This window comes from Rhizobium sp. P1_B8, assembly GCF_056406515.1.
Genome location: NZ_JBFTZZ010000049.1, coordinates 1 through 23107 on the forward strand (window position 1 = coordinate 1; position 23107 = coordinate 23107).

Here is a 23107-nt window from a genome sequence, read left to right on the forward strand (position 1 = left end):
CCGAAATCTTTTCGTCGCGCCGCACCAGAGACACTCAGCCCTAGCCACCCATATTCATCGCATCCGCGCCATGGCGCAGTGGAAAGCCGTGACCGCTGCAATTGCATGAGTTTACCGACAAGCGACTTTACGGCCGTTGATCAAACAACGTGACATCGCCTACCCGGACGCCTTCGCCGAACTGACGTCGCCAGCCTGCACCCACGACCCGTACCCGTTCAAGCGGTGGTTGCGCGAGCATGATCCGGTGCATCGCGCGGCCTCAGGCCTCTTTCTGTTGAGCCGCCACGCCGACATCTGTCGCAAGACACTTCCTGTCGGCTTTGTCGGAATCGCCACACAGCCTTTTATCATATCTAGATCATTATCTGAGTTAAGCCGTTGAAATCGGAGGTAAACCCGATCCTCGTCTCAATTGGTATGAGATTTGCGACGCTGCTTCGCGGATCGGCTGGTTCACAGAAGGAGAAAACAGAGTGCAGAGCGATTTCATTCCGGATCATGTTCGGTCCAGTTTGGTGAGGGACTTCAGCTTGTTCACGTCCCCAGGCATGGCACCAACAGCGAACCGAGATCCACACGCAGTTTTTTCTCGGATCCATCGAGAGCCCCACATTTTTTATTCCTCCTTTAACACTCGATACAGGCGGGGTACCTGGGTGATCACGGGCGCGTGCGACCAGCGCAAGGTGCTAGAGGATGTCGAAACTATTTCCAGCCATCGCAGCATCTTCTCCTCGGCACTTGGTGAAAACTGGCCAATGATCCCGCTGGAACTCCAACCATGGGCCCATGGCATTTTTCGTGCACTCTTAGATCCGCAGTTCTCCCTGAGGGGAGTTATGGCATTGGAGCGGAATGTCCGTAAGCAAGCAAGTGCGATTATCGATCTGATCGCTCGGAGCACCGGATGTGGCGTCATGAAAGATTTCGCCCTTCTATTCACAGTCAAAGTCAAAGTCTACCTGGGCTCTATGGGGCTCTCAAACAGCGGATCCGACGAGCTCATTGGTTGGGTGAGCGACTTGCTCCACGGCAATGATGTTAAACGTACCGAAGCGGCCCAATCAATCGTAAGTTTCATCGACGAACTTGCAGCGAGCCGTCGGCAGCAATCGGCTGCCGATTTCACGACATACATCGTGCACGCGCAGGTCCAGGCTCGTTCCCTGACAGATGAGGAAGTCCGGGGCATCGGCGTACTCTTCTTGAGTGCCGGACTCGACACGGTCGCTGCCGCGTTAGGCTTAGACCTGGCCTATCTCGCACGCAATCCGGAGGATCAGGAATCGCTGCGGAGAGAGCCGACCCGGATCGCAACCGCAGTTGAAGAATTGTTGCGTGCCTATTCAACCGTTCAGATTACCGCGTGGCTACGAAAGACGTGGACTTCGAAGGACTGTCGATGCGTAAGGGAGCGTTTCCTGCGCAACGATGATTGCTAACCGCGATTGGCTGACTCGGATCCCCACCTTTCGAATCAAAGAGGTATGTCGCCGATGACCCATCGGGGTCATGTACTCGGGCTCAAATATTTAATTTTGACTGGTCCTAGCAAACTCAACGATGGTGGGAAAAACAATGGACGAAGCCAATATCAGTGAGCTACTCGACCGCGAGGCCATCAGAGACTGCCTCTACCGGTATTGCCGCGGGATTGACCGGGGGGATGAGGCGGCGCTGCGCAGCGCGTACTGGCCGGATGCGCATGACAACCATGGGGGCTATTCTGGACCATCCGAGGGCTTTATCCGACTTGCGCTTGGCATCTTCGAGACCGAGGCGCGCAATGTTCATCAGATAGCGAATATACTGATTGAATTCTCCAGCCCGTCAGAGGCCACGGTCGAGAGCTATTTCACGGCGCTTCAACGTGGACCGGACGCAGGCGGTGAGATACGGCAGGTGCTCCTGTGCGGCCGCTACGGCGATCTGTTCCACAAGCGGGAAGGGGAGTGGCGCATCATAGCCCGAACAGTGATTTACGATTGGATTGAGCAGCAGATCCCACCCGGACTGCCTGACAGCGAAAGGTTCGCATCACGACGGCCAATTGGAGCGCCGCATCCGAATGATCCGATTTATGCGCTTCTCAAAGGCACCAGCCCGAGATGTGGACCAACATCGGAGGCGAATGACCATGATTGATCTGCAACATCCACCGTTTCCTCCCCCTTGTGTCTGCTTAGAGACGATGCGCACAAATGGTTGTCTCTTGATCTTCATATCTGCGCCGCCGACGTGCTCATCCAGCAAGAGCCCGGTGTTGGCGGAGCAATTACGAGAGTACAAAGAGATCTCGTCTCAACGTTTTCCTGAGAGAACGGCCCCAGCGTTGCTTCACTTGTGCAGACGCGTTCCTAAAGAAAGGGTCGGAATGCGGCTCTGCCTCAGGAAAATGCCGACGTTGCATTCCCGGGCTCCTGCAGCGAGGCCCGACACTCAGCGTGCAGAGGAGTTCTCATGAAACAGCAGCTAGGGCGCGTCGTCGTGATCACGGGTGCTGCAGGCGGGATTGGCCGCGCGTTGGTCGATCTTTTTGCCACAGGCGGGGACACTGTCGTCGCCGTAGATCTCCCTGACAGTGGCGTGCTCGAGATGGCACGCCATCTCGAGTATCCGCATCTCTGTCTCGAGTGCGACGTCTCGCGCGAGGAAGACATCCTGTCGCTATACAGTCGTATCGAAGAACGGTTTTTGCATATTGATGTGCTTGTCAACAATGCGGCGGTGGGGCCTGACCTGGTGGCGACATCGAATACCCATGTCGAAGATTTTCAACTCGCCCTTCGGGTAAACCTCGTTGGACCTAATATCATGGCGCGCGAGACAGCGCGACGAATGAAGCCTGGCGGCGTGATCGCAAACGTCGCCTCGGTCGCTGGATTACTAGCCAACCCTCATCGCAACGCATATGCCGCATCAAAAGCGGGCTTGATCGCGATCACAAAAGTGTTGGCATGCGAATGGGCTCCACGCGGCATCCGCGTGTGCGCCGTAGCGCCCGGCTACGTGCGCACGCCGATGATTGCGGAGTTAGAACGCGCGGGCAAAATCCGTTCTGCTCAAGTCAGGAGCCGCATACCAATGGGGCGCATGGCTCGGCCTGACGAGGTCGCTCGGGCAGTTCGTTTTATGGTCAGTGTGCAGGCAGCGTACATTACCGGATCAACGCTGGTCGTGGATGGCGGTTTGATGTCATTCAACCAGCCCGGCGAAGCGCATCCAACAGTGGACAACTCACGCGATGCAGAGCCCCCAAGACGCGTTGAAGGCACCCATGCGCGAATTGCGGTCGTCATCTGTGGTGCGAAAGGGATAGGCGCTGCTGTCGTTCGCCGGTTTGCCGAACGAGGCGACACTGTGGTGATCGTCGACAAAAACGGCGAGGCAGCGGCAGATTTGGCGAGTTCGCTTGGTGACAAGCATCTGGCAATATCGGCAGACGTCACCCGAGAGAGCGAGGTCGTCGCACTGTTTGACGAACTGCGGCAGTGCTACGGCCATATTGACATTCTCGTCAACTGCGCTGCACCAAAGGGCGCGTTTGTCCTATCCATAGAAGACGTTTCGCAAGTTTTTGAACGGGGGCTGAGTGTCAATCTCACCGGCGCCTTCACCTGCGCCCGCGAGGCCATCAAGGTGATGCGACCTGGTAGCGTGATCCTCAACCTCGGAGCCTGCGCGGATTTTCTGCGCCCCGCTTCTCGCCATACCGCCGATGCATACAACGCGGCAATAGAAATGCTCACGAGGTGCATGGCGGCAGAACTAGGACCATTTGGCGTAAGGACAGCCACAATCGTTCCAGGCCATATCCGCACACTTGGCGTCACCCACTGGTCGAAATTCATGTCGAGGTGGGTCGCGCGGCAGATCCCGATGGGCAGGCTTGGAGAACCGGAAGAAGTGGCCGACGCAGCCTACTTCCTGGCTTCGGCTGACGCTTCCTACATTACCGGCTCGATCCTCAATGTGGATGGCGGGTTGACTTCAAACTTCGGGCCGAGTTGCGTCAGCAAATCTGATCTAACTGGCAATCGCCTATGTGATGACGATCGCACGAAGCTGAGGATTCCAGGGAAGTCCAGCACACTCGGGCGCAAAGTGCGTACTGCGGCATTTTTCGATGGAACGTCTCCTTGAATCCGCAGACACGCTCTGCGGTTCAAGGCGAATGGCAGAGGCAGCTTCTCGCGAGATGGCCGCTTACTCGAACATCGAAAGCTGGATTGGCTAAGGCTTTACGACCTGCGTCCTACGTCGGGTCTTTCCGATAGCGAACAAGGAGACTGCATGGAGTTCGCGACATTCATTCTGGCCACCCAGCGCGGCTATCACCAAACGTCGGACAGCGTCATCCACGACGCCATTGAACAAACCGTCCTTTCTGAGCAGGCAGGCTTCGATACCGCTTGGTTCGCCGAACATCACTTTAACAACTACAGCCTGGTCCCGTCGCCGCTGATGATGGTCGCTCATTGCGCCGGCGTAACAAAAAGAATTCGTCTTGGAACCGCTGTCTGCGTCCTGCCGCTTTATCAGCCGCAGCGCTTGCTCGCCGAAATCGGTTTTGCCGATGTAGTTTCGAACGGCCGCCTCGAGCTCGGTGTTGGCTCAGGGTATCAGCAGTTCGAATTCGAGCGCTTCGGCGTCAACATTGATAACGCGCCAGCCGTGTTTTCGGAATATCTTGATATTGTGCTCAAAGGTCTTAGTCAGAAAATCTTCTCGCACAGCGGCCACTTTATGCAGATCCCTCCGACTGCGATCTCGGTCCGAACTATTCAAAAGCCCTCGCCGCCGATCTGGATCGCAACCGGGTCTCCGAGCAGTATGCGGCGGGCTTATCGTGAGAGACATAATCTCCTCGTAACCGCGCTACACAACGGATTGGAAACTTTGGGTGCTTTGCGAGGAATGATCCAGGAGGCAGCAGCTGCCGAGTTCAAGAGCCCTGGCGACGCGAAGATATCATTGCTGCGCTGCTGTTACGCGAGCGATGACGGAGCGGAGATCAACCGCTATCTCGACAACGCGCGTTTTCAGCGCCAGCTATCCGAAGCGCTTCATCAGCGTCGTCAGCAGAGCCACGATGGCTATATGCTGCAGGCAACGCCGACGCAGCAGGATTTGTCTCTCGAGACGATGCAGGAGAACCTGCCGATCGGTAGCATAAATCAAGTCATTGACCGCCTCCTGCAAGAAATCGAAATTCTGAAGCCGGACCAGATTGCGATTCAGACCCAACTGGGAGACCTCGATCAGACTACGATGCTGCGTCAGATAGAGCTCTGGGGAGATAAGATCATTCCAGCAGTCAATAGGTCCCTCAGTCGGTAGCGCCGCCTTAACTAGCGTCGGGCACAGGATTGGCCACGATGGGCCTGGGTTATGCCTCAGTCGACAGGGTGATTTCCCGCCACCTGCTCATGGCGGCGTTTTGCAGTTTTCGATATTCGGCAGTGGGTAGTCTTCTTGCGTTGAAGATGGAACAGGTTTGCGATCGGGCCATGGATGGATATGAAGCGCTGGCATTGCCCTGCCGACTTGAACCGGATCATGCCTCGTTCTCGTCGTCGAACAGCCAGATGCGAATTCTCCGCCGGTTATTCACGCCCTTATGCGAGCGATGCTCAACACTGGGCATGATTTCTCTTCTGGCTGCATTGTAGGATCTGAGCTTGTCGGTGATTATGACACGTGGCGCGACGCACTGGCCCTCCAGTAGCTTTCGCATTAGTCGGAGGGCCGCCGTCTTGTCCCGGCGGCTCTGGAGCAATGCATCGAGAACGTAACCACAGCATCGACGGCCCGCCACAACCAGTATTTTCTGCCTTTGATAGCAACGACCATTTCGTCGAGATGCCATTTGTCGGCAAAACTTCCCCTGGATCGATGTCGGATGGAACGCGCATATTATCGGCCGAACTGGCAGCCCATTCCGCTGCAGTCTCGTCCCTGTCTGGCCAAAATGCTCGACACCCAAGGCTTTGACGCGATGCCCGTAGACGCCACCGATCCAGGCCAGCGTTGCGAGGTGACCATCGATCACCGTGACGACCCCGCAATCTCGCAACAGCGGCGCCAACAGACGCTCAACACAGCTCATCGCGTCGGCTTGTCCTCGCTAGCGGGCACGCTCGGCTACCTGCAACCCGGCCTTCAGCCTGTTTGCCGATATAAAGGCGAGCAGCCCGAAATCACGCCGATCTTCAGCCAGAAGACCCGTTGCCGCAATCGCGTCCGGTGACCACACCTTGGTAGGCGACAACACGGTGGCGTTCGGTCCAGGTTGGCGTAACCAGTAGGCAACAGCGACAACATCTTGCGCCACTGCTCGTGTCACGGGTCGGTTGCTCCAACGGCCGGGTAGATAGACGCAAATAAATAGATGCTCCCGTCTCGTCGCGCAGCCAAAGTCATCTCGTCGCGGTCGCCTTCGCGCTACATGTAGTCGAACGCGAAGCATGATGACCGCCAATTCGTCGACAATAGCGGTTCGAAGGCGCACAGCCCTTCCTGAGCCTACCGATCAGCGGGCGCCGATGGACTGATGGACGCCACCTTCCGGGGCAAGGCTGACCCTGACGGCGTCACGACCAGCAGGAAACGCTCATCCTAGTAGCAAGCATAACTGAGCTGATCGGCTACCCGTAAATAAATCGATCGCACACATTTTCCAGCTTTTCGCGGGTCTGATTGCCTGCCACATCTCGGATAGCGTGAGAGATCGGAGAGGTATACGGCTTGTCCGCCACCCGGTCCTGCGGCCTGAGCACCGAATAGTAGAGCGTGGTCATGTTCGTGCTCAGGGAGGCGGAAGACGCCTGATGGCCGCCGACCTTCACCTCGCCGCCTTGGCAAATGTGGTTGGCAGGGTGGATGGTCCACGAAGCGATCCAGGAGACGCATCGCTCGATCTCGTTCAAGTACGTTATTTCCGGTCTCATCCGTTCTCCCCTTGTCACCTCCGTTCCGCCAGTGCCAGACTTTACAGATCTAGCCGCAGCACACCCTTTGCGCGCGATACGCAGGGGATGAACCGGTGGCTGCGGGCGTCTTTCGACAGGACCGCATCTCTGTGGATCGGCTGGCCTTCCAGGAAGCCGCACTCGCAGGTCCCGCATACGCCGTTTTCGCAAGATGCCATCAATAACACCCCAGCCGCGCGAATTGCCGACAGCGCTGACGTGTCGGTCGGAACCGGAACCTCCGTCCCATTGCGCAGGATGATCGTGAAGGGCTCCGGTGGACTATCGTCGTTTGCGGCGGGCTGGAACGCCTCGAAATGCACCAAACCCTCCGGCCAATTTACGGTGGCTCGCGCGATTGCCGCCATGAAGCCCGGCGGACCGCAGTAATAAACCTGCGCATCGCTTTGACGGGCCGAGAGCAAGGCTTCGATATCCTGTCTTGTCTCGGGCTCGTCGTCGAAGTGAAGTCGCAGTTTGCTACCGTCGATAGCCTTCTCGATCACTGCCAAGAGGGGCGCGACCGCGCGACTGCGGGTGAAGTAGTGCAACTCGAACGGTTTGCCCTGCCGGTTCAAAACGCTTGACATCGCCAGGAGAGGCGTGATGCCGATCCCGCCTGCCAACAGCAGGACCGGCCCATGACCTTCTTTCAGCGGAAAATGGTTGCGCGGCGCAGAAACCGGCAAAACGGTGCCAACGCAAACGGCATCATGAAGCCACGCCGAGCCGCCACGACCGTCCGCCTCCCGCTTCACGGCGATCGTGTAGCGGCAGAGCTCGGCTGCGTCACCGCACAATGAATATTGGCGAACCCGCCCGTCGGGCAGGTGGACATCAACGTGAGAGCCCGGTTCGAAGGCTGGCAGTAGGGGTTTGCGCGGATGCTCGAGTTCGACGACGAACACGTCCCCCGGTTCTTTGCGGGTGGCGACAACCTTCAGCTTCATGATGATACGTGGTGATGCCATGTCGTTCACTCGTCCAACGGAAGAATGGGATCGCCGGGGCGGATGATGCCACCAACCTCGATCGCGCAATTCAGGCCGGAGCGGTTCAGAAGACCGTCGTAAAGCCCGGGAATGCCGAGCAACTCTTCGATATACTTGCAGGGAAAGTTCATCCGCGCTGCCCGAAGAATTGTTTCGCCTACCCGAAAGCGTTTGCCGACAAGATGACTGAGCGGGACGCCGCGGGTGGTCAGATTGCGTCTATGATCATCAGGCGCAAGTGCGGCTTTAAACCCCGGGATCTGTGGCTCACCTTTGGCCATCGCCTCGAGAACCTCGACCTCGATCAGCGTGACGTCGCGAACATCGGGTTTCGGTGAATAGGTTCCAGTGCCAAGATAGTAGCGGTCGCCAACAATTCCACGCCCTGCAATGAGCTGCGCTTCCGCCAGTTCTTCCATTTCGTAGGACGCTGCCGGCGCAATATGGATGTGGAGCACCTTACCCTGCCAAGTCATGCATCTGCCCTATCAAGCGAAGACCATCTCAACTTTGTTTACCGGATATTGGTGCTCGGCTGTGGAATGACAAATCCCAACAGTCATTGCGCCCGTCGCCGCTCTTCCTCAACTTTGGCGGAGAACTGGTCTTCTCGACAGTGCCAGTTTGATGACTTGTTTCTGGTCCAGTTTCAATTTTCATGCGACTGGCGGTCGTCGGGGGAAGGGCCTGTCGTGATTGTCTGGGTTTGGATATGCCGAATGCGACTTCAGAATTCTTCTGTCACTGTCTCAATCGCTATCAGAAGCAGTTGGATCCCCCGTTCAATCTGCCTCGGGCTCAAGGCTGAATAGCCCATGACAAGTCCGAGCCTGTCCTCCGTCACAGTGCCTGGTTGCGGGTCATAAAGAGGTGAGATGCAATAGACGCCAATACCGGTGCGTTGCGCGATTTGCAGCAAGCGTGTCTCGGACGATCTCGGCAATTCGTTGAACCAGACCACGACATGCAATCCGGCATCGGCACCCTCCACCGTAATCCGTTCGCCGAACGCGCGCTGCAGCGCGTTCAACAAAGTCTCCCGGCGATCTCTGTTTAGCCGCCGTACGCGCCGCACATGGCTTTCATAGCCGCCGCTTTCGATCAAGGATGCCAGGGCTTCCTGCTCGGTTACCGATGAATGCCTGTCGAACAGTTGCTTGGCGGTTGCGCATACGTCTTGCAGTTCCTGCGGGACAACGAGATATCCGATGCGCATCATCGGCGATAGCGTTTTTGAAATCGTCCCGAGATAAACGACGTTGCGTCCAGCTTTCAGACTATGGAGTGGAGGCACCGGACTGATATCGTAGCGGTACTCGCTGTCGTAGTCGTCCTCGATCACAAAGGCGTCGTTTTCCCGCGCCCATTCAAGAAGCTGATGACGGCGAGAAATTGGCATGACCCCGCCGAGCGGAAATTGATGGGAGGGGGTGACATAGGCTAGCCGGGCTCGCACAGCCTTCAGAAGTTCGGTCTGCAAGCCCTCGCCATCGACAGCTATGGAGACCGGAGAGGCGCCGGTGCTGGCGAAGATCTGGCGCGCCATGCGATAGCCGGGGTTTTCCATAACGAAGTCGCTGCCAGGGTCGAGCAGAAGCCGTGCACAAAGATCTAACCCTTGCTGAGAGCCATTCACGATGATGATTTGCTCCAGCTCGCACCGCAATGTGCGGGCGCGCCATAGATACCCCTGCAATGCTTGCCGCAACCGCAAAGATCCCCGCGGGTCGTCGTAGGCCAAGCGGACCGGTCGCTGAGCGATGACCGCGTTGACGGCTTTCCTCCACGCAAGCGCCGGGAAATCGGACGGGGCGAGATCGCCATAACGGAAATCAATCATGACGGAGCTCGGCAGATAATCCAGCCACGGAGGTGTCGCCTTAAGTCGTTCGCCATAGGCCGACAGGCGCTGAGCACTCTGTTGCTCCCGCGTGGCAGCTCTCAGGCGGTGTCCGAAGGGCACGCCAGTGACCCGCGGTCGGGCTCCCTGGCGCAGTTCCACGAAACCCTCCGCCGAAAGCTGCTCGTAGGCGACCGTCACCGTCGTTCGCGAAACGCCAAGCTCGTTCGCCAGATTTCGAGATGACGGCAGTTGACCACCGGTGTCATAAACGCGGCTCACGATCTGATCCTTGAGCGCCTCGTAGATCTGGCGCGCGCCCATCTTCCTTGCGCGATCAGCTGTTGCCTGACTTGCTAACTGGACCATTTTCTTTCCGCATAACTGGCTATTTCTTGCGGACCAGTATGCTGCCACTGTGGTCGAAAGCAAAGAGGATAGCGCGAAGCAATGACTGGCAGCGGCGAACACGGCGATTTTCAGGACCACTCCGAACCGTCGCAGGGCGTGCAGCTTGGGTTTGATACCCGTGCAATCCATCACGCGTTCGATCCGGCTGGGTTCTCGAGAGCGGTCCAGCCTCCGGTCTTTATGACATCGACCTACGGCTTTGAGAGTGTGGCGGCAAATGACGCGGCGGCAGCGCTGGGCGGCAGGCTCTATGCCCGTGAATATAACCCAACGACCGAAATTCTCGAGCGAAGGCTTGCAAACCTTGAAGGAGCCGAGGCGGGTCTCGTGGTGTCGACCGGAATGGCCGCCTTCGGCACCCTGGTCCTGTCACTGTTGTCGCAAGGCGATGAGCTTGTGGTGCACAAGACGCTTTACGCCAATACGGTTGCCATGGTCGAGCAAGGTCTGCCTCGCTTCGGCATCAAGGTCGTCTCCGTTGACCTTTCGGATCCGCGCAATCTCGACGCGGCAATCACGGAGAAAACCCGCCTGGTCTATTTCGAGACCCCCGTCAATCCGCTGAGCGCTATTCTCGACATTTCGGCAATCGCAGAGCGAGCCCACAAACGGAACGTCAAAGTCACGGTCGATAGCACATTCGCCTCGCCAGCCTTGCAACGCCCGATCGAGCACGGCGCCGACATCGTGCTGCATTCTCTGACAAAATACATCAACGGTCATGGCGACACACTCGGTGGCGCCCTGCTGGGCGACGCGGAAACGCTGAATACATTGCATGAGACCGGCCTGCGCTACATCACCGGGGCGACGTTGTCGCCGCACTCCGCGTTCCTCATCATGCGCGGCCTGAAGACGCTGTCTCTGCGGATGGCGAGACATAGTGCTTCGGCGCTTTCGATCGCGCGCATGCTCGAGGCGCATCCCGCCGTCGCCTGGGTGAGTTACCCGTTCCTGGACTCCCATCCCGATCAGACGATCGCCCGCAAGCAAATGTCTGATGGGTCCGGCATGCTTGCCTTCGGCCTTCATGCTGGGTTCGACGGTGCCAGGACAATGCTCGACCGGCTACGGTTGCTCACGCGCGCTGTAAGCCTGGGTGACACCGACAGTCTCATCTATCATCCAGCCAGCATAACCCGGGCGCGCCAGTCGATCAGGAAAGACGCACACTTGATCGAAGGGGTCGGGGAAGACCTCCTCCGTCTCTCTGTCGGCCTTGAGGATGTTGGCGATCTGATCGGCGATCTGCGTCAGGCCCTTCAGGTCCTATGACGGAACTATAGCATCGCCATTCAAATATCTCAGCGAACAAGACGACTATCGGGGCATGGAATGACCTTTTTGAGTGGGCTATCTGCATTTCCTATCGCGCCCATGGACCGCGACGGCAAGATTGACGCCGAAACACTCCGCAAGCTGATTGCCCGTCTTGCCGCGGCCAAGGTCGATTCCATCAGTCTCCTCGGCAGTACCGGCACCTATATGTACTTGTCACGGGAGGAATGCCGCCGGGCTCTTGCGCTAGCGGTCGAGGAAACCGGCGGTCGCATACCAATTGTCGTGGGAGTCGGTGCTTTGAGAACCGACGAGGCCGTCAGGTTGGCTCAGGATGCCAAAGCTTTGGGTGCTACCGCAGGCCTGCTTGCCGCCGTCTCCTACGCGCCCCTCACCGTGGATGAAGTCTTCGAGCATTTCTCCACCGTTGCCCGCGAGAGCAAACTGTCAATCTGCTCGGATCGAGCCGTACTTCCCGCTATCCCACGGTATTCCGCGCGGGACGATCGACTGATTTTGAGCGGCATTATTTTCGTCTTGCGCAACGGGCTACGGTGGCGCGACGCCCTCAGGGAATATGGCCCGCACAAGACGATCTACAACCGCTTCATCCGCTGGAGCAGGCTCGGCGTGTTCAACCGCTTTTTGCCTAACTGACCGCCAAATGGGGCAAGCCCGAGCCGCTGATGATCGACGCTACCCACTTGAAAGCCCACCGCACCGCAGCCAGTCTGCTAAAAAAGGGGATGTTCCCCGACGTATCGGACGCACCAAAGGCGGATTGAACTCCAAGCTGCATGCCGTCTGCGATGGCATGGTCGACCGCTCATCCTGCTTCTGAGCGACGGGCAGATGAACGACTACAAAGGGCAGCGAAAATGCCCGCCGCCTTTCCCAAAAGGCCAAGACCCTATTGCCGACAAGGGCTATGACGCCGACTGGTTTTCGGCACGCCTTGGCCGCATGCAAGATCACGGCCTTCATTCCATCTCGGGCAAACCGCAAGATCGTCATCCCACATGATTCGGCGCTCTACAAAGAACGCCACAAGATCGAAAACATGTTCGGCAGGCTCAAGGACTAGAGGCGGATTCACACCCGATACGACCGCCGCGCACACACCTATTTCTCAAGATATGCATCGCTGCAGCCGATCGCCGACCCCGCCGATCCGGATTGAAGCAGGGTTGCCAAGCGCTTTTAAATTATGAGTTTCTGTCTCTGATCCGGGTCGCGATCCGCTCATCCACGCTCTGCTGTCGCCGCTCGAACGAGTGTAGGTTTTTGACGGAAATTTCCGAAGCAGATCACGCGTTAATGGGCACTTGTGAAGGAGGGAAGGAGGAAACGATTCTTCGCGAGGTTTCCCTCGATGGCGCCATCCCCGAGATAGCCAATAGCCACCAAGCGAGTGTTTCCACTTTACTAGCCATATGCGCCAGCTCGGGAACCAATGCGGGCGGCGTGAGTAAGGGTCCGGGTCGTAGGTTTGACACAGCACTTCGGTGCCTCTGCGCGGCCCACTCCTTCTGTCGAAGTTTAACTAGCCCCGCCTCTCGTGACGGGGCTTCCTTTTTTGGAGGTCGACTGGACCCAATCGTCGAGCAGCGGACGCCAGGGATGCGGCTGACGCAAGTGGATGCCTGAACTAAGTGCAATGCTCAAGCCTCCAGACGGGTGCGCTCCGGTGGCGATCGCTGACCAGACCTGTCTCCTGGACGCGAAATCAGACCTCGGAGCTGCGCCCATCTCGTTTCGCGAGGGCCAAAAGGCCGCACTGACCATGCTGCGTCGTCCACTATGTCAGGGACGGCGTGGAACCGGTGCTGGGCATGCGCCGACGTCATCCGGAACCGTACGAATGTATTCGCCGCACGCCGAGTCTCATTCTGATTGATCCTCGTCCTCGAGCGGAGCCGGATTGAGTTTGCACTGCTGGATGTAGAATTGGGTGGTTTTCCAGTTGATTCTGTTCATGATGCGCGCACGTATGAAACTCTCTTCGCAATCTGCTTTTTGAGCCTGCGCATTCAGTCTTTTCAAATAATTTTCCTTGACTGCGACGTTGCAGACCTCTTCCGGCTCGCCAGAGGCGATCTCCAGTTCGTTGGGCCACGTGCCGTCCAAGAGCGAAAATCCTACACAGGTCGGCGTCCACACTATAATCTGCAAAGCTGCGTGAGCGTTGAAAGTCAGGTATATATCTGGACTGTAGGAAAGCATGCAGACCCACAGGCTGTTGACGCCCAGTTGTCGGCACAGTCCGCTCCCCACGGCGTTTCCGTAAAGAGTGAGGGCCTGGCGAATTGGAACCTGTGCCAAGGCTTCGCTCGCATAGCTGCAACAGAGAGCGGAGAAGAGCAAAAAAAATCCGCTTATCCTTTTCATGCGCGACATGGTAAAACGCAAATTAGGATCCGGCATGGTGGTTCCTTCAACAGTTCGAACGATTGCGTTGTCCCGCAATCTAGATGGCGGCGTCGCTCCCGCCGCCTCGCAATCCCTTACAAGATCTATGCCATGCGCGCCGATGGAGCTGACGAACATTATTTGCTGCAATTTCAGTTAGGTGGGCGAAAAAACTGAATCGGGGAGGAAGAACGCGTGTCGCGAAGCCGACAAAGGTGACGATGTCGTAAGTTGATTGTCATCAACCCTATCCCAACCGAAAAACGCTGTTGGCTAGTCCTGGTGAGATCATGGATGATGATCAAGCGCCACGCCGAGGGATCCCGTGCACCAGGAAGGGGTAAGTGCCGTGCTGTTCCGCCCCGGTCAAAAATACTCCGGCCTCATCCTTGCAGGGATGACGTCCTTAGGCAGTGGTGTAGCTAGATTGCGCTGGTCATCAGTGTTTTCCGGTAGGGTTGGAAGATGATGAAGGCATCGCAGTTTTTGGAGGCGCAGAAGGCGTTCATCTTGAAGCAGGGTGATGAAGGTGTGTCGGTTGCTGAGATCTGCTGGAAAACGAGGATCAGCCAGGCTACTTACTTCAACTGGAAGAAATAGTACGCTGGCATGTTGCCGGCGGTTCCCGAAGACTTTCCTACCATCTTTCGATGTTCCTGCAGTGCTGGTTCACACCTGTTGAAGCCTTTGTAACGGAGCCGTCCTTTGTTGGCGTCGCACCGATGTCTTCCATGATTTTTTCCAACCGCTCGCCGACCTGATTTGCAAGCGTTCGACTGAGACGGCGCTTCCATCCTGACATATAGCAACCCGAAGGACGTGGATTTCAAAGGAGGCACTCGAAGCTGCCCGTCTTCAGTCCAAGCCCTTACTTGAGTGCGGCGATCAATGTCGATTGCAGCAAGACGTCACTCCACTAGCGGGCGCCAATGACGATCGCAGGAAGGATTGGCTTCTCCGGAGGCAAGGGTCGTCCATTCCTTCACCACGTCAGACCTGTACTCCATCGCACAAACTGCTAGAAAGAGCGCCCGCGGAAATTGGAGAAATCGTCGGCTACCGGACGCGGACGGTAGCGGTGGAACTAGAAAACCGTTTGTTTTCCGGCCGCCAGAAGGAAGCTCAAAGACATGAACATGGCCTCGAAGATTGCGAAATCCCCTGTTTTCCCATCCATTGGCGCCCTGCTTGCAGAGGCTCGTCAGGCTCGCGGCTATTCTTTGGACGACCTCGCAGAAACCACTGGTCTGACTGTGGCCGAGCTGACAGCTCTTGAGAGCGACGAGGATTTTGATGCTTCAAGGATAGGAAGGACCGCGGCCGCTCTAGGAGTTTTAGACAAAATTTGAAACACGCGTCGCGCTGAAGTCGTTACGCAGCTGCCATAAGGAGGGTGCCTGCCGATGGTGGAAACCCGGCCACGCGATCATCGCAGCACGGTGATCAACGAGCGATCTCACCGCATTTATTCCTCCACCAATCGCAACACTGGCGACGCGCCATATGCGCGGTACGTCTTGAGGTCGACTTGAACCATCGGGCCACGCGGCGTGTGCATGGTGAGGGTGCTGATATCGACGTCAATACCGGATTTGTGTACGTCGCGGATTGCGTCATTCATTTGTTGAAGCGCTGTACCGAGTCTTTCCTCAGCATGCTTCTGTCTCGTGAGGTAAGGTGTCATGGTTGACCTGATTGTTTGCTGCTTGTGTCGCTTATGCGTTTATTCGGGATGGCGCTACATATAGATAGGCGTTTCGGGCATACCATCGAGCATGCTCCTCTTTAGTCTAGGAATGGTGGCCCGTCGCCAAGTAACTGCTATGGCATTTCGGCCTTTTTGACTTTCGGATTATTCCGTCCAAAGGGCGGGAGGCGGGACGAAAATATGCCTCCCGATCGTTGGGAGAGCTCCGTTATGGCTCCAGCACCAGCGCATCCCATTTGGCATTGACAGTTCTTCGCTCTCGACATGGCTTTAAGCTTGTTGCGCCACATAGAACGCCATGCTGAAGTTTTTATTTCGTCCAGTCGGCGCCATTTCAAAATCAGATTCCACGATTGAAAGAAATATTGGCATCATGTCATTATCTAAAGTTCATAAAATCGATAGACTAAGACAACAAACAAAGGTGTCGCCGGCATGAAAATTCTGGGTCTTGCGGGAAACGTAAAACGACCATCGCGAACTGCCTCTCTAGTGGAAGCAACCGTGTCGGCAGCCACAGCGAAGCTAGGTCTCGACGGGCGAACTATAGAACTGGTTGACGCTGCCCCCATTCTCTTCAAGGCGCTTCGATCCGATCGGCTGGATGCGGAGGGGCGGGCGATCATCGACGCAGTCGAGGCGGCTGATGTGCTGGTTGTCGGGTCGCCGGTCTACCGGGCGTCGTATACAGGCGCCCTCAAGCATCTTTTCGATCTTGTCGACTACCGCGCACTTGCCGGAAAGCGGGTCATTCTCGCTGCCACAGGCGGCACACCGTTGCACGGCTTGATGACTGAACATCAGCTGCGCCCGCTGTTCGGCTTCTTCAACGCCCTGACGCTGCCGACGTCGATCTACGCCACTGAAACCGATTTTGCGGATTATGAGATCACCAGTCCAGTGGTTCGCGAGCGCATCGAGCGCGCCGTTTCAGAACTGGCGCAGGTCCTGCCGGTCTCCGATCACACCGCTGCCGCTCGCGCTCATGGAAACCGTCCAGCGCTCGTCGCCGCGTCAGCCTAGCCGTTCCAAGAGGGAGTGTATCATGTCCTATGCCAGCAGAGAGCCGGTCAAATTCGCCTACTGGGTCCCCAATGTTTCGGGGGGCCTCGTCATTTCCAACATCGAGCAGCGTACGAGCTGGACAATCGACTACAACAGAAAACTGGCGCAGATCGCCGAAGCCAGCGGTTTCGATTATGCGCTGAGCCAGATCCGATTCACGGCCGGCTATGGCGCCGAATTCCAGCATGAATCTGTTTCCTTCAGCCATGCGCTGCTGGAATCGACGACGACACTGAAGGTGATCGCTGCAATCCTGCCCGGACCATGGAACCCAACACTGGCGGCCAAGCAGATTGCGACGATCAATCACCTCACCAATGGCCGTGTCGCCGTCAATGTCGTCAGTGGCTGGTTCCGCGGCGAGTTCCACGCGATTGGCGAACACTGGCTGGACCATGACGAGCGCTACCGCCGATCGGAGGAATTCATCCGCGCACTGCGCGGTATCTGGACCGAAGACAATTTTACGTTCCACGGCGATTTCTATCGCTTCAACAATTATTCGCTGAAGCCAAAGCCGATCGATCCGCAGCCGGAAATCTTCCAGGGCGGCTCTTCTCGCGCTGCGCGCGACATGGCATCGCGTGTTTCCGACTGGTATTTTACCAACGGCAACACGCCAGAGGAAATCAGCAAGCAGGTCGCCGATATTCAAGGTAAGGCAAAAGCCAACGGCCACTCGGTGCGCGTCGGCGTCAATGCCTTCGCAATCGTGCGCGAGACTGAAGAGGAAGCCCGCGCCGTTCTGGCCGAGATCATCGAAAAGGCGAATCCCGAGGCCGTCAAGGCTTTCGGCCATGAAGCGAAAAATGCCGGAAAATCCTCGCCGGAAGGTGAGGGGAACTGGGCGAAATCCTCTTTCGAGGATCTGGTTCAGTACAATGATGGTTTCCGCTCCAATCTCATCGGCACACCCCGCCAGGTCGCCGAGCGAGTTGTCGGCCTGAAGCGCGCCGGCGCCGACCTCATCCTTCTCGGCTTCCTGCATTTCCAGGAAGAGGTCGAGTATTTCGGCAAGTACGTCATCCCGTTGATCCGCGAATTGGAAGAAGCCGAAACGGCGACGGCAGTCGCCGCCGAGTAATCGCAACATGTCGAGCGGCCGGAAAGCCGGCGGCCTCAACAATGACAGGCCAAGAACCGGGTGGTTCGTGGAGGGATAGCGTGCGCCTGTGAGTCCAGCTGGGTTCGTGGCGCGCCATCGAAAGCAGGGGCGTGCACACTATGACATCTGCCTACGGGGGCTTGGGAGCGGAGCCGTTTCCGCCGGACGTTCAGGAGCACTTGGCAGGCTTGGACAGAGGAACACGCGCGGCCTGGACGTCGCCCATTGAAGCCGGCGCAACGGACGGCATCGTTCTGGAGCTGGCCGGCATCGATCTGTCCTTCGGTGGCGTCGTCGCCCTGAAGGATATCGATATGTCCGTACGGCGCGGCGAAATCCTCGCCATTATCGGGCCTAACGGTGCTGGCAAGAGCTCGATCATCAATGTGATCAGCGGCGTATACCGACCCGATCGCGGTTATGTGTGGCTCTCCGGGCGGCGCCATGCCCAGGTCCCGACGCAGAAACTTGCCCGTCTCGGCATTGCTCGCACGTTTCAAAACCTGGCCTTGTTCAAGGGTTTGAACGTTCTCGACAATGTCGTGGTTGGACGAGCGCACAAGACGCGGTCTGGCTTCGTCGAACAGATCGTTGGCCTCGGTCGAGCCCGCACGGAACAGAGGGATGCCCGCAGTCGGGCTTTGGAGGTGCTCGAGTTCCTCCACCTTTCGCATGTTGGCGATCGTCTGGTCGGTACACTGCCTTATGGTCTGCAAAAACGGGTGGAATTGGCGCGCGCGCTGGTGGCCGAGCCCGATATCCTGCTGCTCGACGAGCCGATGGCCGGCATGACGGCAACGGAAAAGAACGAGATGGCCGATTTCGTGGGCGCCGCACGCGATCGTTTCGGTACGACAGTCGTGTTGATCGAACACGATATCGGGGTCGTTATGGACCTCTCCGACCGGGTCGCCGTGCTCGACTACGGTCGCAAGATCGCCGATGGAACACCCGACGAGGTCCAGCGCGAACAGCGCGTGATCGATGCCTATCTTGGTGTCGCCCCTGGGAACGAAAACGGGGAGGGCATCTGATGGCTGATTTCGACTGGTTGTTCTTCACCGAGGTCCTCGTCGGCGGCCTTCTCTCGGGCGTGATGTATTCACTGGTCGCGATCGGTTTCGTGCTGATCTACAAGACATCCGGCGTCCTCAATTTTGCGCAAGGCGCGATGCTCCTGTTCGCGGCGCTGACCTTCGTGAGCCTGACGGAACGCGGAATTTCCTTCCCGCTCGCATTCGCGATCACCTTCGCGATCATGATCGTCATCGGAATTGCCGTCGAGCGCACGGTATTGCGGCCGCTGACCAACAAACCACCGATCACGCTCTTCATGGCGACGCTCGGCCTCTCCTACGTCATCGAGGGGGCTGCCCAATTGATTTGGGGTACGCAGGTGCATGGCCTTGATCTCGGTATCGAGGATGTACCGTTCGACGTCGGTGGTGTCTACATCAGCCAATTCGACATCTTCGCAGCGATCGTTGCCGCCTCCATGGTGCTGCTGCTCTCTGTCTTCTTCCGTTACACCCGCATCGGGCTTGGTTTTCGCGCTGTCGCAGACGATCAGTTCGCGGCGCTCGCCGTCGGGTTGAGGCTGCCATGGATCTGGGCGGCGGTCTGGGCCGCTGCAGGCCTGGTGGCGCTGGTCGCCGGTCTGTTGTGGGGAGCCCGCGTCGGAGTGCAATTCTCCCTGTCGCTGATCGTTCTAAAGGCCTTGCCGGTTCTCGTCCTCGGCGGGTTCGATTCGATCCTAGGCGCGATCGTCGGCGGATTGTTGATCGGTGCGTCTGAGAAGCTGGCCGAAGTCTATATCGGCGAATATTATGGCGGCGGTATCGAGGGCTGGTTTGCCTATGTCATCGCGCTCGCCTTCCTCCTCGTTCGCCCTTCCGGCCTGTTCGGCCAGAAGCTTGTGGAAAGGGTCTGACCGATGTCCACGATCACCGACAATCTCCCGGTATACCGCTTCCCCGCGCGCTGGGCGACGCCCTTGACATGCCTTGCCATCGCCTATGTCGTGGTGCCGCTTGTCGGGTCCGCCTATCTGTTCGAGGCCATTCTACTTCCGTTCCTGGCGCTCAGCCTCGCCGGCCTCGGCCTCAACATCCTGACAGGTTATGCGGGGCAGGTGTCGCTCGGAAGTGCCGCCTTCATGGCTGTCGGTGCCTTCGCCGCGTTCAATTTCAATCTTCGCGCCGACGGTCTGCCTTTAATCGTCAGCATGGTGCTTGCTGGTTTCGCAGCGGCCGGCATCGGCCTGGTGTTCGGCCTTCCCAGCTTGCGCCTCAAGGGCTTTTACCTTGCGGTATCGACGCTTGCCGCGCAGTTTTTCGTGCAGTGGGCGCTGACCAAATTCAGCTGGTTCTCCAATGAGTCTGCATCCGGCGTGATCGATGCGCCGCAGCTTTCGGTCTACGGCTTAGTTTTTGATGGCCCAGTCGGACGATATTATTTCGCGCTGACGGTGGTCGCCGTTCTCACTTTGCTGGCCTATCGCTTGGTGAATTCGCAGACCGGCCGCAATTTCATCGCCGTGCGCGACAATGAGACAGCGGCACGGATCATTGGCGTGCCAGTGCTGAAAACCAAGCTTCTGGCCTTCGCAATCTCCTCCTTCATCATCGGCATCGCCGGCGTCCTGTGGGCGTTCGCCTATTTGCGCACCGTCGAGCCCGCCGGTTTCAATCTCGACCGATCGTTCCAGGTCCTGTTCATCGTCATCATCGGCGGACTTGCCTCGATCCGCGGTGCCTTTTTCGGAGCGGCGCTGATCGTCGTGTTTCCGTTGGTCCTGTCACGGCTTGGCTCCTTCCTGCTCGGCGATATCTTCAATTCGGGCGTGCTGGATATGAGCCAGCGCATCGTGCTCGGCGCGCTCATCATCCTCTTTCTGATCCTCGAACCGGATGGGCTCGTCGCCCTTTGGGATCGGATCCGAAAACGAATCGGCGCCGCCATCGTGCGGTCCTGATCGAAACGGAGCCATTAAGGCTCTGAAATGCCACCAGCCTTCGTCAGATCAACCCGGACCGGCGCCTTGCCCCGGTCGATACCCGGAGTATGTCCAAAAATGACCATCCTTGCCAAATTCAAGATTGCGGCTCTTGCCGCCGGCATCACCTTCACCGTGGCCCTACCTATTGCCCATGCTGACGAACAATATTTCCCTCTCCAGAGCTATCGCGTCGGCCCCTATGCTGCCGGGGGCACCGGCTTCTTCGGTGGCTTCATCGATTATCTGAACCTGATCAACACGCGCGACGGCGGCGTCAACGGCGTTAAGCTGACATGGTCGGAAGCTGAAACGCAGTATGAGGTCGAACGTGGCGTCGAAGCGTACGAGCGCCTGAAGAGCAACCCGAACGTTGCCGCCTGGAACCCGCTTTCCGTCGGCATTGCCTATGCGATGATAGATCGCATCACCGCCGACAAGGTGCCGTTGATCACCATCAATCATGGCCGCACGGATTCGACCGATGGTCGCGTTTTCCCTTATGTCTTCCCGCTACTGCTCAATCCCTACAGCGAAACTTCCGGCATCGTGAACTATATCGCTTCCAAGGAAGGCGGGCTTGGAAGCCTGAAGGGCAAGAAGATCGCCGTGCTCTACCACGGCTCGCCCTATGGCAAAGAGACAATCCCCATCTACGATCTGCTAGCGAAGAAATACGGATTCGAGCTGCAGCAGATCGAGATGCCGCATCCAGGCAACGAACAGCAGTCGCAGTGGCTGACGATCCGGCGCGCCAAGCCAGACTACGTCGTCCTGCGCGGTTGGGGCGTGATGAACCCGGTTGCGCTGAAGACCGCAGCCAAGGTTGGCTTCCCAGCGGATCACATTATCGGAAACGTCTGGTCCAATTCAGAAGAAGACGTCATCCCCGCTGGTGATGCAGCCAAGGGCTATACGGCGATCACCACACAGGCTTCGGGAGCTGAATACCCGGTCGTTCAGGAGATCGTCAAAACGATCTACGACGCCGGCAAGGGGAACCTGGAAGACAAGAAGCGTATTGGCTCGGTCTACCACAACCTCGGTATCGTCAACGGCATCCTTAATGTCGAGGCGATACGCATCGCACAGGAGAAGTTCGGCAAGCGGACGCTCACCGGCGACGAGGTCCGCTGGGGCTTCGAACACCTTCAGCTCGATCCGGCGCGTGTCGAGGCGCTCGGCGCCAAGGGCCTGTTCCACTCGATCAATGTCACCTGGGACAACCATGAGGGCAACGGCTACGTGACTTTCCAACAGTGGGACGGGAAGAAGTGGAACGTCGTCTCTGACTGGATCGCGCCGGACTGGGCACTGTTGCGGCCCATCATCGAGAAGTCTTCCGAAGCCTACGCGGCCGAGAAGGGCATCAAGCTGCGCACGGCGGCGGACGCCGAGGCGGCGACCAACTGATCCCTTCAAGCCGCGCCTGATAACAGGCGAGGCTTGAAGAACCGGGCGCGAGGGTGGTGCCTCCCTCTCCAACCTCGCGCCTTCTCTCAATCCGGCCTTTTAAGGCAAGAGGAACACGATCATGCCTCTGGAAACCACCCTGCTTGCGGTCGATGGTCTGAAGGCGACGTACAATAACGCCATCACCGCGCTCGACGGCGTCGGTTTCCACCTGGCGCGCGGTGAAATCCTGGCGCTCCTTGGCGCTAACGGTGCGGGGAAGACGACGACACTCAAGGCGTTGTCCAATCTGCTTCCAGCCGAACGTGGTCAGGTCGTTTCCGGCAGCATCTGCTTCGACGGGCTCGATGTCCTGCGCACAAGCCCTGCTGCACTGGTGCGTGCCGGTCTCGTGCAGGTGCTTGAAGGTCGCCATTGCTTTCGCAGCCTGACAGTCGAGGAAAACCTTGTCTCCGGTGGGCTTGGCCGCGGCAGCACGCGCGCTGAGATCGCCGAAGATATCGAGAAGGTCTACACACGTTTTCCCAGGTTGAAGGAAAAGCGTCGTGCACTTTCCGGCCTGACCTCTGGCGGCGAGCAGCAGATGACGGCGATCGGCCGGGCGCTGATGTCGCGGCCGCGCCTTCTAGTTCTCGACGAGCCATCCATGGGATTGGCGCCGATCGTCGTCCAGGACATTTTCCGGACGCTGCGCCACCTCAATCGCGAAGAGGGTCTTTCCATCCTTTTCGCGGAGCAGAACTCCGCAATCGCACTGAAATATGCCGATCGCGCCATCATTCTCGAAAACGGCGCCACGGTGCTGACCGGTGACGCACAGGATCTGCGCGGGCGCGATGATATCAAGTCTTTCTACCTCGGCAAGAGAGCCGTGGCTCCCTCCATCCCGGCCGTTGTCGGCTAACCACAATTCAAGA

17 protein-coding genes and 8 pseudogenes are annotated in these 23107 nt (G+C 57.9%); 18 read left to right on the forward strand and 7 right to left on the reverse strand.

Annotation, left to right across the window (positions count from 1 at the left end; genetic code table 11):
• From AC1D2N_RS34335 to AC1D2N_RS34360, 6 genes and pseudogenes are all read left to right on the forward strand, one after another.
• A pseudogene (locus AC1D2N_RS34335) lies at positions 1-109 on the forward strand (IS6 family transposase); the annotation flags it as partial.
• A gap of 27 nt (positions 110-136) precedes the next feature.
• Positions 137-298, forward strand: a pseudogene (locus AC1D2N_RS34340) (cytochrome P450); the annotation flags it as partial.
• Between the two features lie 178 nt (positions 299-476).
• Positions 477-1604 (forward strand): annotated as a pseudogene (locus AC1D2N_RS34345) (cytochrome P450).
• Positions 1582-2148 carry a nuclear transport factor 2 family protein gene (locus AC1D2N_RS34350; protein ID WP_065277606.1) on the forward strand — a complete coding sequence of 189 codons (567 nt, stop codon included), beginning with the start codon at positions 1582-1584 and terminating at the stop codon, positions 2146-2148. Before AC1D2N_RS34345 ends, AC1D2N_RS34350 begins: the two are co-directional and overlap by 23 nt.
• Positions 2149-2463: 315 nt before the next feature.
• Positions 2464-4146 (forward strand): SDR family oxidoreductase, encoded by a 1683-nt coding sequence (locus AC1D2N_RS34355; RefSeq protein WP_065277605.1) that lies wholly within the window; start codon positions 2464-2466, stop codon positions 4144-4146.
• A gap of 150 nt (positions 4147-4296) precedes the next feature.
• Complete coding sequence (locus AC1D2N_RS34360) at positions 4297-5343, forward strand: LLM class flavin-dependent oxidoreductase (RefSeq protein ID WP_065277604.1); 1047 nt, start codon at positions 4297-4299, stop codon at positions 5341-5343.
• Positions 5344-5392: 49 nt separating this feature from the next.
• Here the strand turns inward: AC1D2N_RS34360 and AC1D2N_RS34365 are convergent.
• The 6 genes and pseudogenes from AC1D2N_RS34365 to pdxR form a co-directional block, all read right to left on the reverse strand.
• Positions 5393-5898, reverse strand: a pseudogene (locus AC1D2N_RS34365) (IS6 family transposase); the annotation flags it as partial.
• Between the two features lie 58 nt (positions 5899-5956).
• Positions 5957-6657: pseudogene (locus AC1D2N_RS34370) on the reverse strand (transketolase); the annotation flags it as partial.
• Entirely contained in the window at positions 6651-6932 is a 282-nt protein-coding gene (locus AC1D2N_RS34375) for a thiamine pyrophosphate-dependent enzyme (protein WP_176707490.1), read from the reverse strand. The gene AC1D2N_RS34375 and the pseudogene AC1D2N_RS34370, both read right to left, overlap by 7 nt.
• A gap of 62 nt (positions 6933-6994) precedes the next feature.
• A complete protein-coding gene (locus AC1D2N_RS34380; RefSeq protein ID WP_130657491.1) occupies positions 6995-7945 on the reverse strand; it encodes a PDR/VanB family oxidoreductase in 951 nt (316 codons plus the stop codon).
• A gap of 5 nt (positions 7946-7950) precedes the next feature.
• Entirely contained in the window at positions 7951-8442 is a 492-nt protein-coding gene (locus AC1D2N_RS34385; RefSeq protein WP_065277600.1) for an MOSC domain-containing protein, read from the reverse strand.
• Between the two features lie 251 nt (positions 8443-8693).
• Positions 8694-10175, reverse strand: coding sequence for a MocR-like pyridoxine biosynthesis transcription factor PdxR (gene pdxR, locus AC1D2N_RS34390; protein ID WP_065277599.1), 1482 nt, complete (start codon positions 10173-10175; stop codon positions 8694-8696).
• Positions 10176-10256: 81 nt separating this feature from the next.
• On the opposite strand from pdxR, the gene AC1D2N_RS34395 reads away from it, so the two are divergent.
• The 3 genes and pseudogenes from AC1D2N_RS34395 to AC1D2N_RS34405 form a co-directional block, all read left to right on the forward strand.
• Positions 10257-11492, forward strand: coding sequence for a trans-sulfuration enzyme family protein (locus AC1D2N_RS34395; protein ID WP_065277598.1), 1236 nt, complete (start codon positions 10257-10259; stop codon positions 11490-11492).
• A 60-nt stretch (positions 11493-11552) separates the two neighbouring features.
• A pseudogene (locus tag AC1D2N_RS34400) lies at positions 11553-11951 on the forward strand (dihydrodipicolinate synthase family protein); the annotation flags it as partial.
• Positions 11896-12576: pseudogene (locus AC1D2N_RS34405) on the forward strand (IS5 family transposase); the annotation flags it as partial. The pseudogenes AC1D2N_RS34400 and AC1D2N_RS34405, both read left to right, overlap by 56 nt.
• An 803-nt stretch (positions 12577-13379) precedes the next feature.
• Here AC1D2N_RS34405 and AC1D2N_RS34410 read toward each other — a convergent pair.
• Positions 13380-14042, reverse strand: a complete 663-nt coding sequence (locus AC1D2N_RS34410; protein ID WP_130660447.1) for a hypothetical protein — start codon at positions 14040-14042, stop codon at positions 13380-13382.
• A 330-nt stretch (positions 14043-14372) separates the two neighbouring features.
• Here AC1D2N_RS34410 and AC1D2N_RS34415 point away from each other — a divergent pair.
• The 9 genes and pseudogenes from AC1D2N_RS34415 to AC1D2N_RS34455 all read left to right on the forward strand — a co-directional run.
• A pseudogene (locus AC1D2N_RS34415) lies at positions 14373-14501 on the forward strand (transposase); the annotation flags it as partial.
• Positions 14502-15034: 533 nt separating this feature from the next.
• Entirely contained in the window at positions 15035-15253 is a 219-nt protein-coding gene (locus AC1D2N_RS34420) for a helix-turn-helix domain-containing protein (protein ID WP_065277596.1), read from the forward strand.
• 794 nt (positions 15254-16047) lie between these two features.
• The gene (gene msuE, locus AC1D2N_RS34425) at positions 16048-16635 is read left to right on the forward strand and encodes an FMN reductase (protein WP_065277594.1); all 588 of its coding nucleotides are present in this window, start codon (positions 16048-16050) and stop codon (positions 16633-16635) included.
• Positions 16636-16657: 22 nt separating this feature from the next.
• Positions 16658-17761: a dimethylsulfone monooxygenase SfnG gene (sfnG, locus tag AC1D2N_RS34430; RefSeq protein ID WP_065277593.1), complete on the forward strand. Its 1104-nt coding sequence runs from the start codon at positions 16658-16660 to the stop codon at positions 17759-17761.
• A gap of 140 nt (positions 17762-17901) precedes the next feature.
• Positions 17902-18816 carry an ABC transporter ATP-binding protein gene (locus tag AC1D2N_RS34435; protein ID WP_065277592.1) on the forward strand — a complete coding sequence of 305 codons (915 nt, stop codon included), beginning with the start codon at positions 17902-17904 and terminating at the stop codon, positions 18814-18816.
• Complete coding sequence (locus AC1D2N_RS34440) at positions 18816-19712, forward strand: branched-chain amino acid ABC transporter permease (protein ID WP_065277591.1); 897 nt, start codon at positions 18816-18818, stop codon at positions 19710-19712. The genes AC1D2N_RS34435 and AC1D2N_RS34440 overlap by 1 nt, the downstream gene beginning before the upstream one ends.
• A gap of 3 nt (positions 19713-19715) precedes the next feature.
• Positions 19716-20756: a branched-chain amino acid ABC transporter permease gene (locus AC1D2N_RS34445; RefSeq protein ID WP_065277590.1), complete on the forward strand. Its 1041-nt coding sequence runs from the start codon at positions 19716-19718 to the stop codon at positions 20754-20756.
• Between the two features lie 99 nt (positions 20757-20855).
• A complete protein-coding gene (locus AC1D2N_RS34450; RefSeq protein WP_065277589.1) occupies positions 20856-22190 on the forward strand; it encodes an ABC transporter substrate-binding protein in 1335 nt (444 codons plus the stop codon).
• A gap of 121 nt (positions 22191-22311) precedes the next feature.
• On the forward strand, positions 22312-23094 hold the full coding sequence (locus AC1D2N_RS34455) for an ABC transporter ATP-binding protein (protein ID WP_477982876.1): 783 nt from the start codon (positions 22312-22314) through the stop codon (positions 23092-23094).
• The last annotated feature ends 13 nt before the right edge of the window (positions 23095-23107 follow it).

Coding starts and splice junctions, on each gene's coding strand:
- pdxR (WP_065277599.1), bottom strand. CDS start 10,175: ATGGTCCAGTTAGCAAGTCAGGCAACAGCTGATCGCGCAAGGAAGATG.
- msuE (WP_065277594.1), top strand. CDS start 16,048: ATGAAAATTCTGGGTCTTGCGGGAAACGTAAAACGACCATCGCGAACT.
- AC1D2N_RS34350 (WP_065277606.1), top strand. CDS start 1,582: ATGGACGAAGCCAATATCAGTGAGCTACTCGACCGCGAGGCCATCAGA.
- AC1D2N_RS34355 (WP_065277605.1), top strand. CDS start 2,464: ATGAAACAGCAGCTAGGGCGCGTCGTCGTGATCACGGGTGCTGCAGGC.
- AC1D2N_RS34410 (WP_130660447.1), bottom strand. CDS start 14,042: ATGTTCGTCAGCTCCATCGGCGCGCATGGCATAGATCTTGTAAGGGAT.
- AC1D2N_RS34385 (WP_065277600.1), bottom strand. CDS start 8,442: ATGACTTGGCAGGGTAAGGTGCTCCACATCCATATTGCGCCGGCAGCG.
- AC1D2N_RS34455 (WP_477982876.1), top strand. CDS start 22,312: ATGCCTCTGGAAACCACCCTGCTTGCGGTCGATGGTCTGAAGGCGACG.
- sfnG (WP_065277593.1), top strand. CDS start 16,658: ATGTCCTATGCCAGCAGAGAGCCGGTCAAATTCGCCTACTGGGTCCCC.
- AC1D2N_RS34435 (WP_065277592.1), top strand. CDS start 17,902: ATGACATCTGCCTACGGGGGCTTGGGAGCGGAGCCGTTTCCGCCGGAC.
- AC1D2N_RS34395 (WP_065277598.1), top strand. CDS start 10,257: ATGACTGGCAGCGGCGAACACGGCGATTTTCAGGACCACTCCGAACCG.
- AC1D2N_RS34420 (WP_065277596.1), top strand. CDS start 15,035: ATGAACATGGCCTCGAAGATTGCGAAATCCCCTGTTTTCCCATCCATT.
- AC1D2N_RS34445 (WP_065277590.1), top strand. CDS start 19,716: ATGTCCACGATCACCGACAATCTCCCGGTATACCGCTTCCCCGCGCGC.
- AC1D2N_RS34450 (WP_065277589.1), top strand. CDS start 20,856: ATGACCATCCTTGCCAAATTCAAGATTGCGGCTCTTGCCGCCGGCATC.
- AC1D2N_RS34360 (WP_065277604.1), top strand. CDS start 4,297: ATGGAGTTCGCGACATTCATTCTGGCCACCCAGCGCGGCTATCACCAA.
- AC1D2N_RS34440 (WP_065277591.1), top strand. CDS start 18,816: ATGGCTGATTTCGACTGGTTGTTCTTCACCGAGGTCCTCGTCGGCGGC.
- AC1D2N_RS34380 (WP_130657491.1), bottom strand. CDS start 7,945: ATGGCATCACCACGTATCATCATGAAGCTGAAGGTTGTCGCCACCCGC.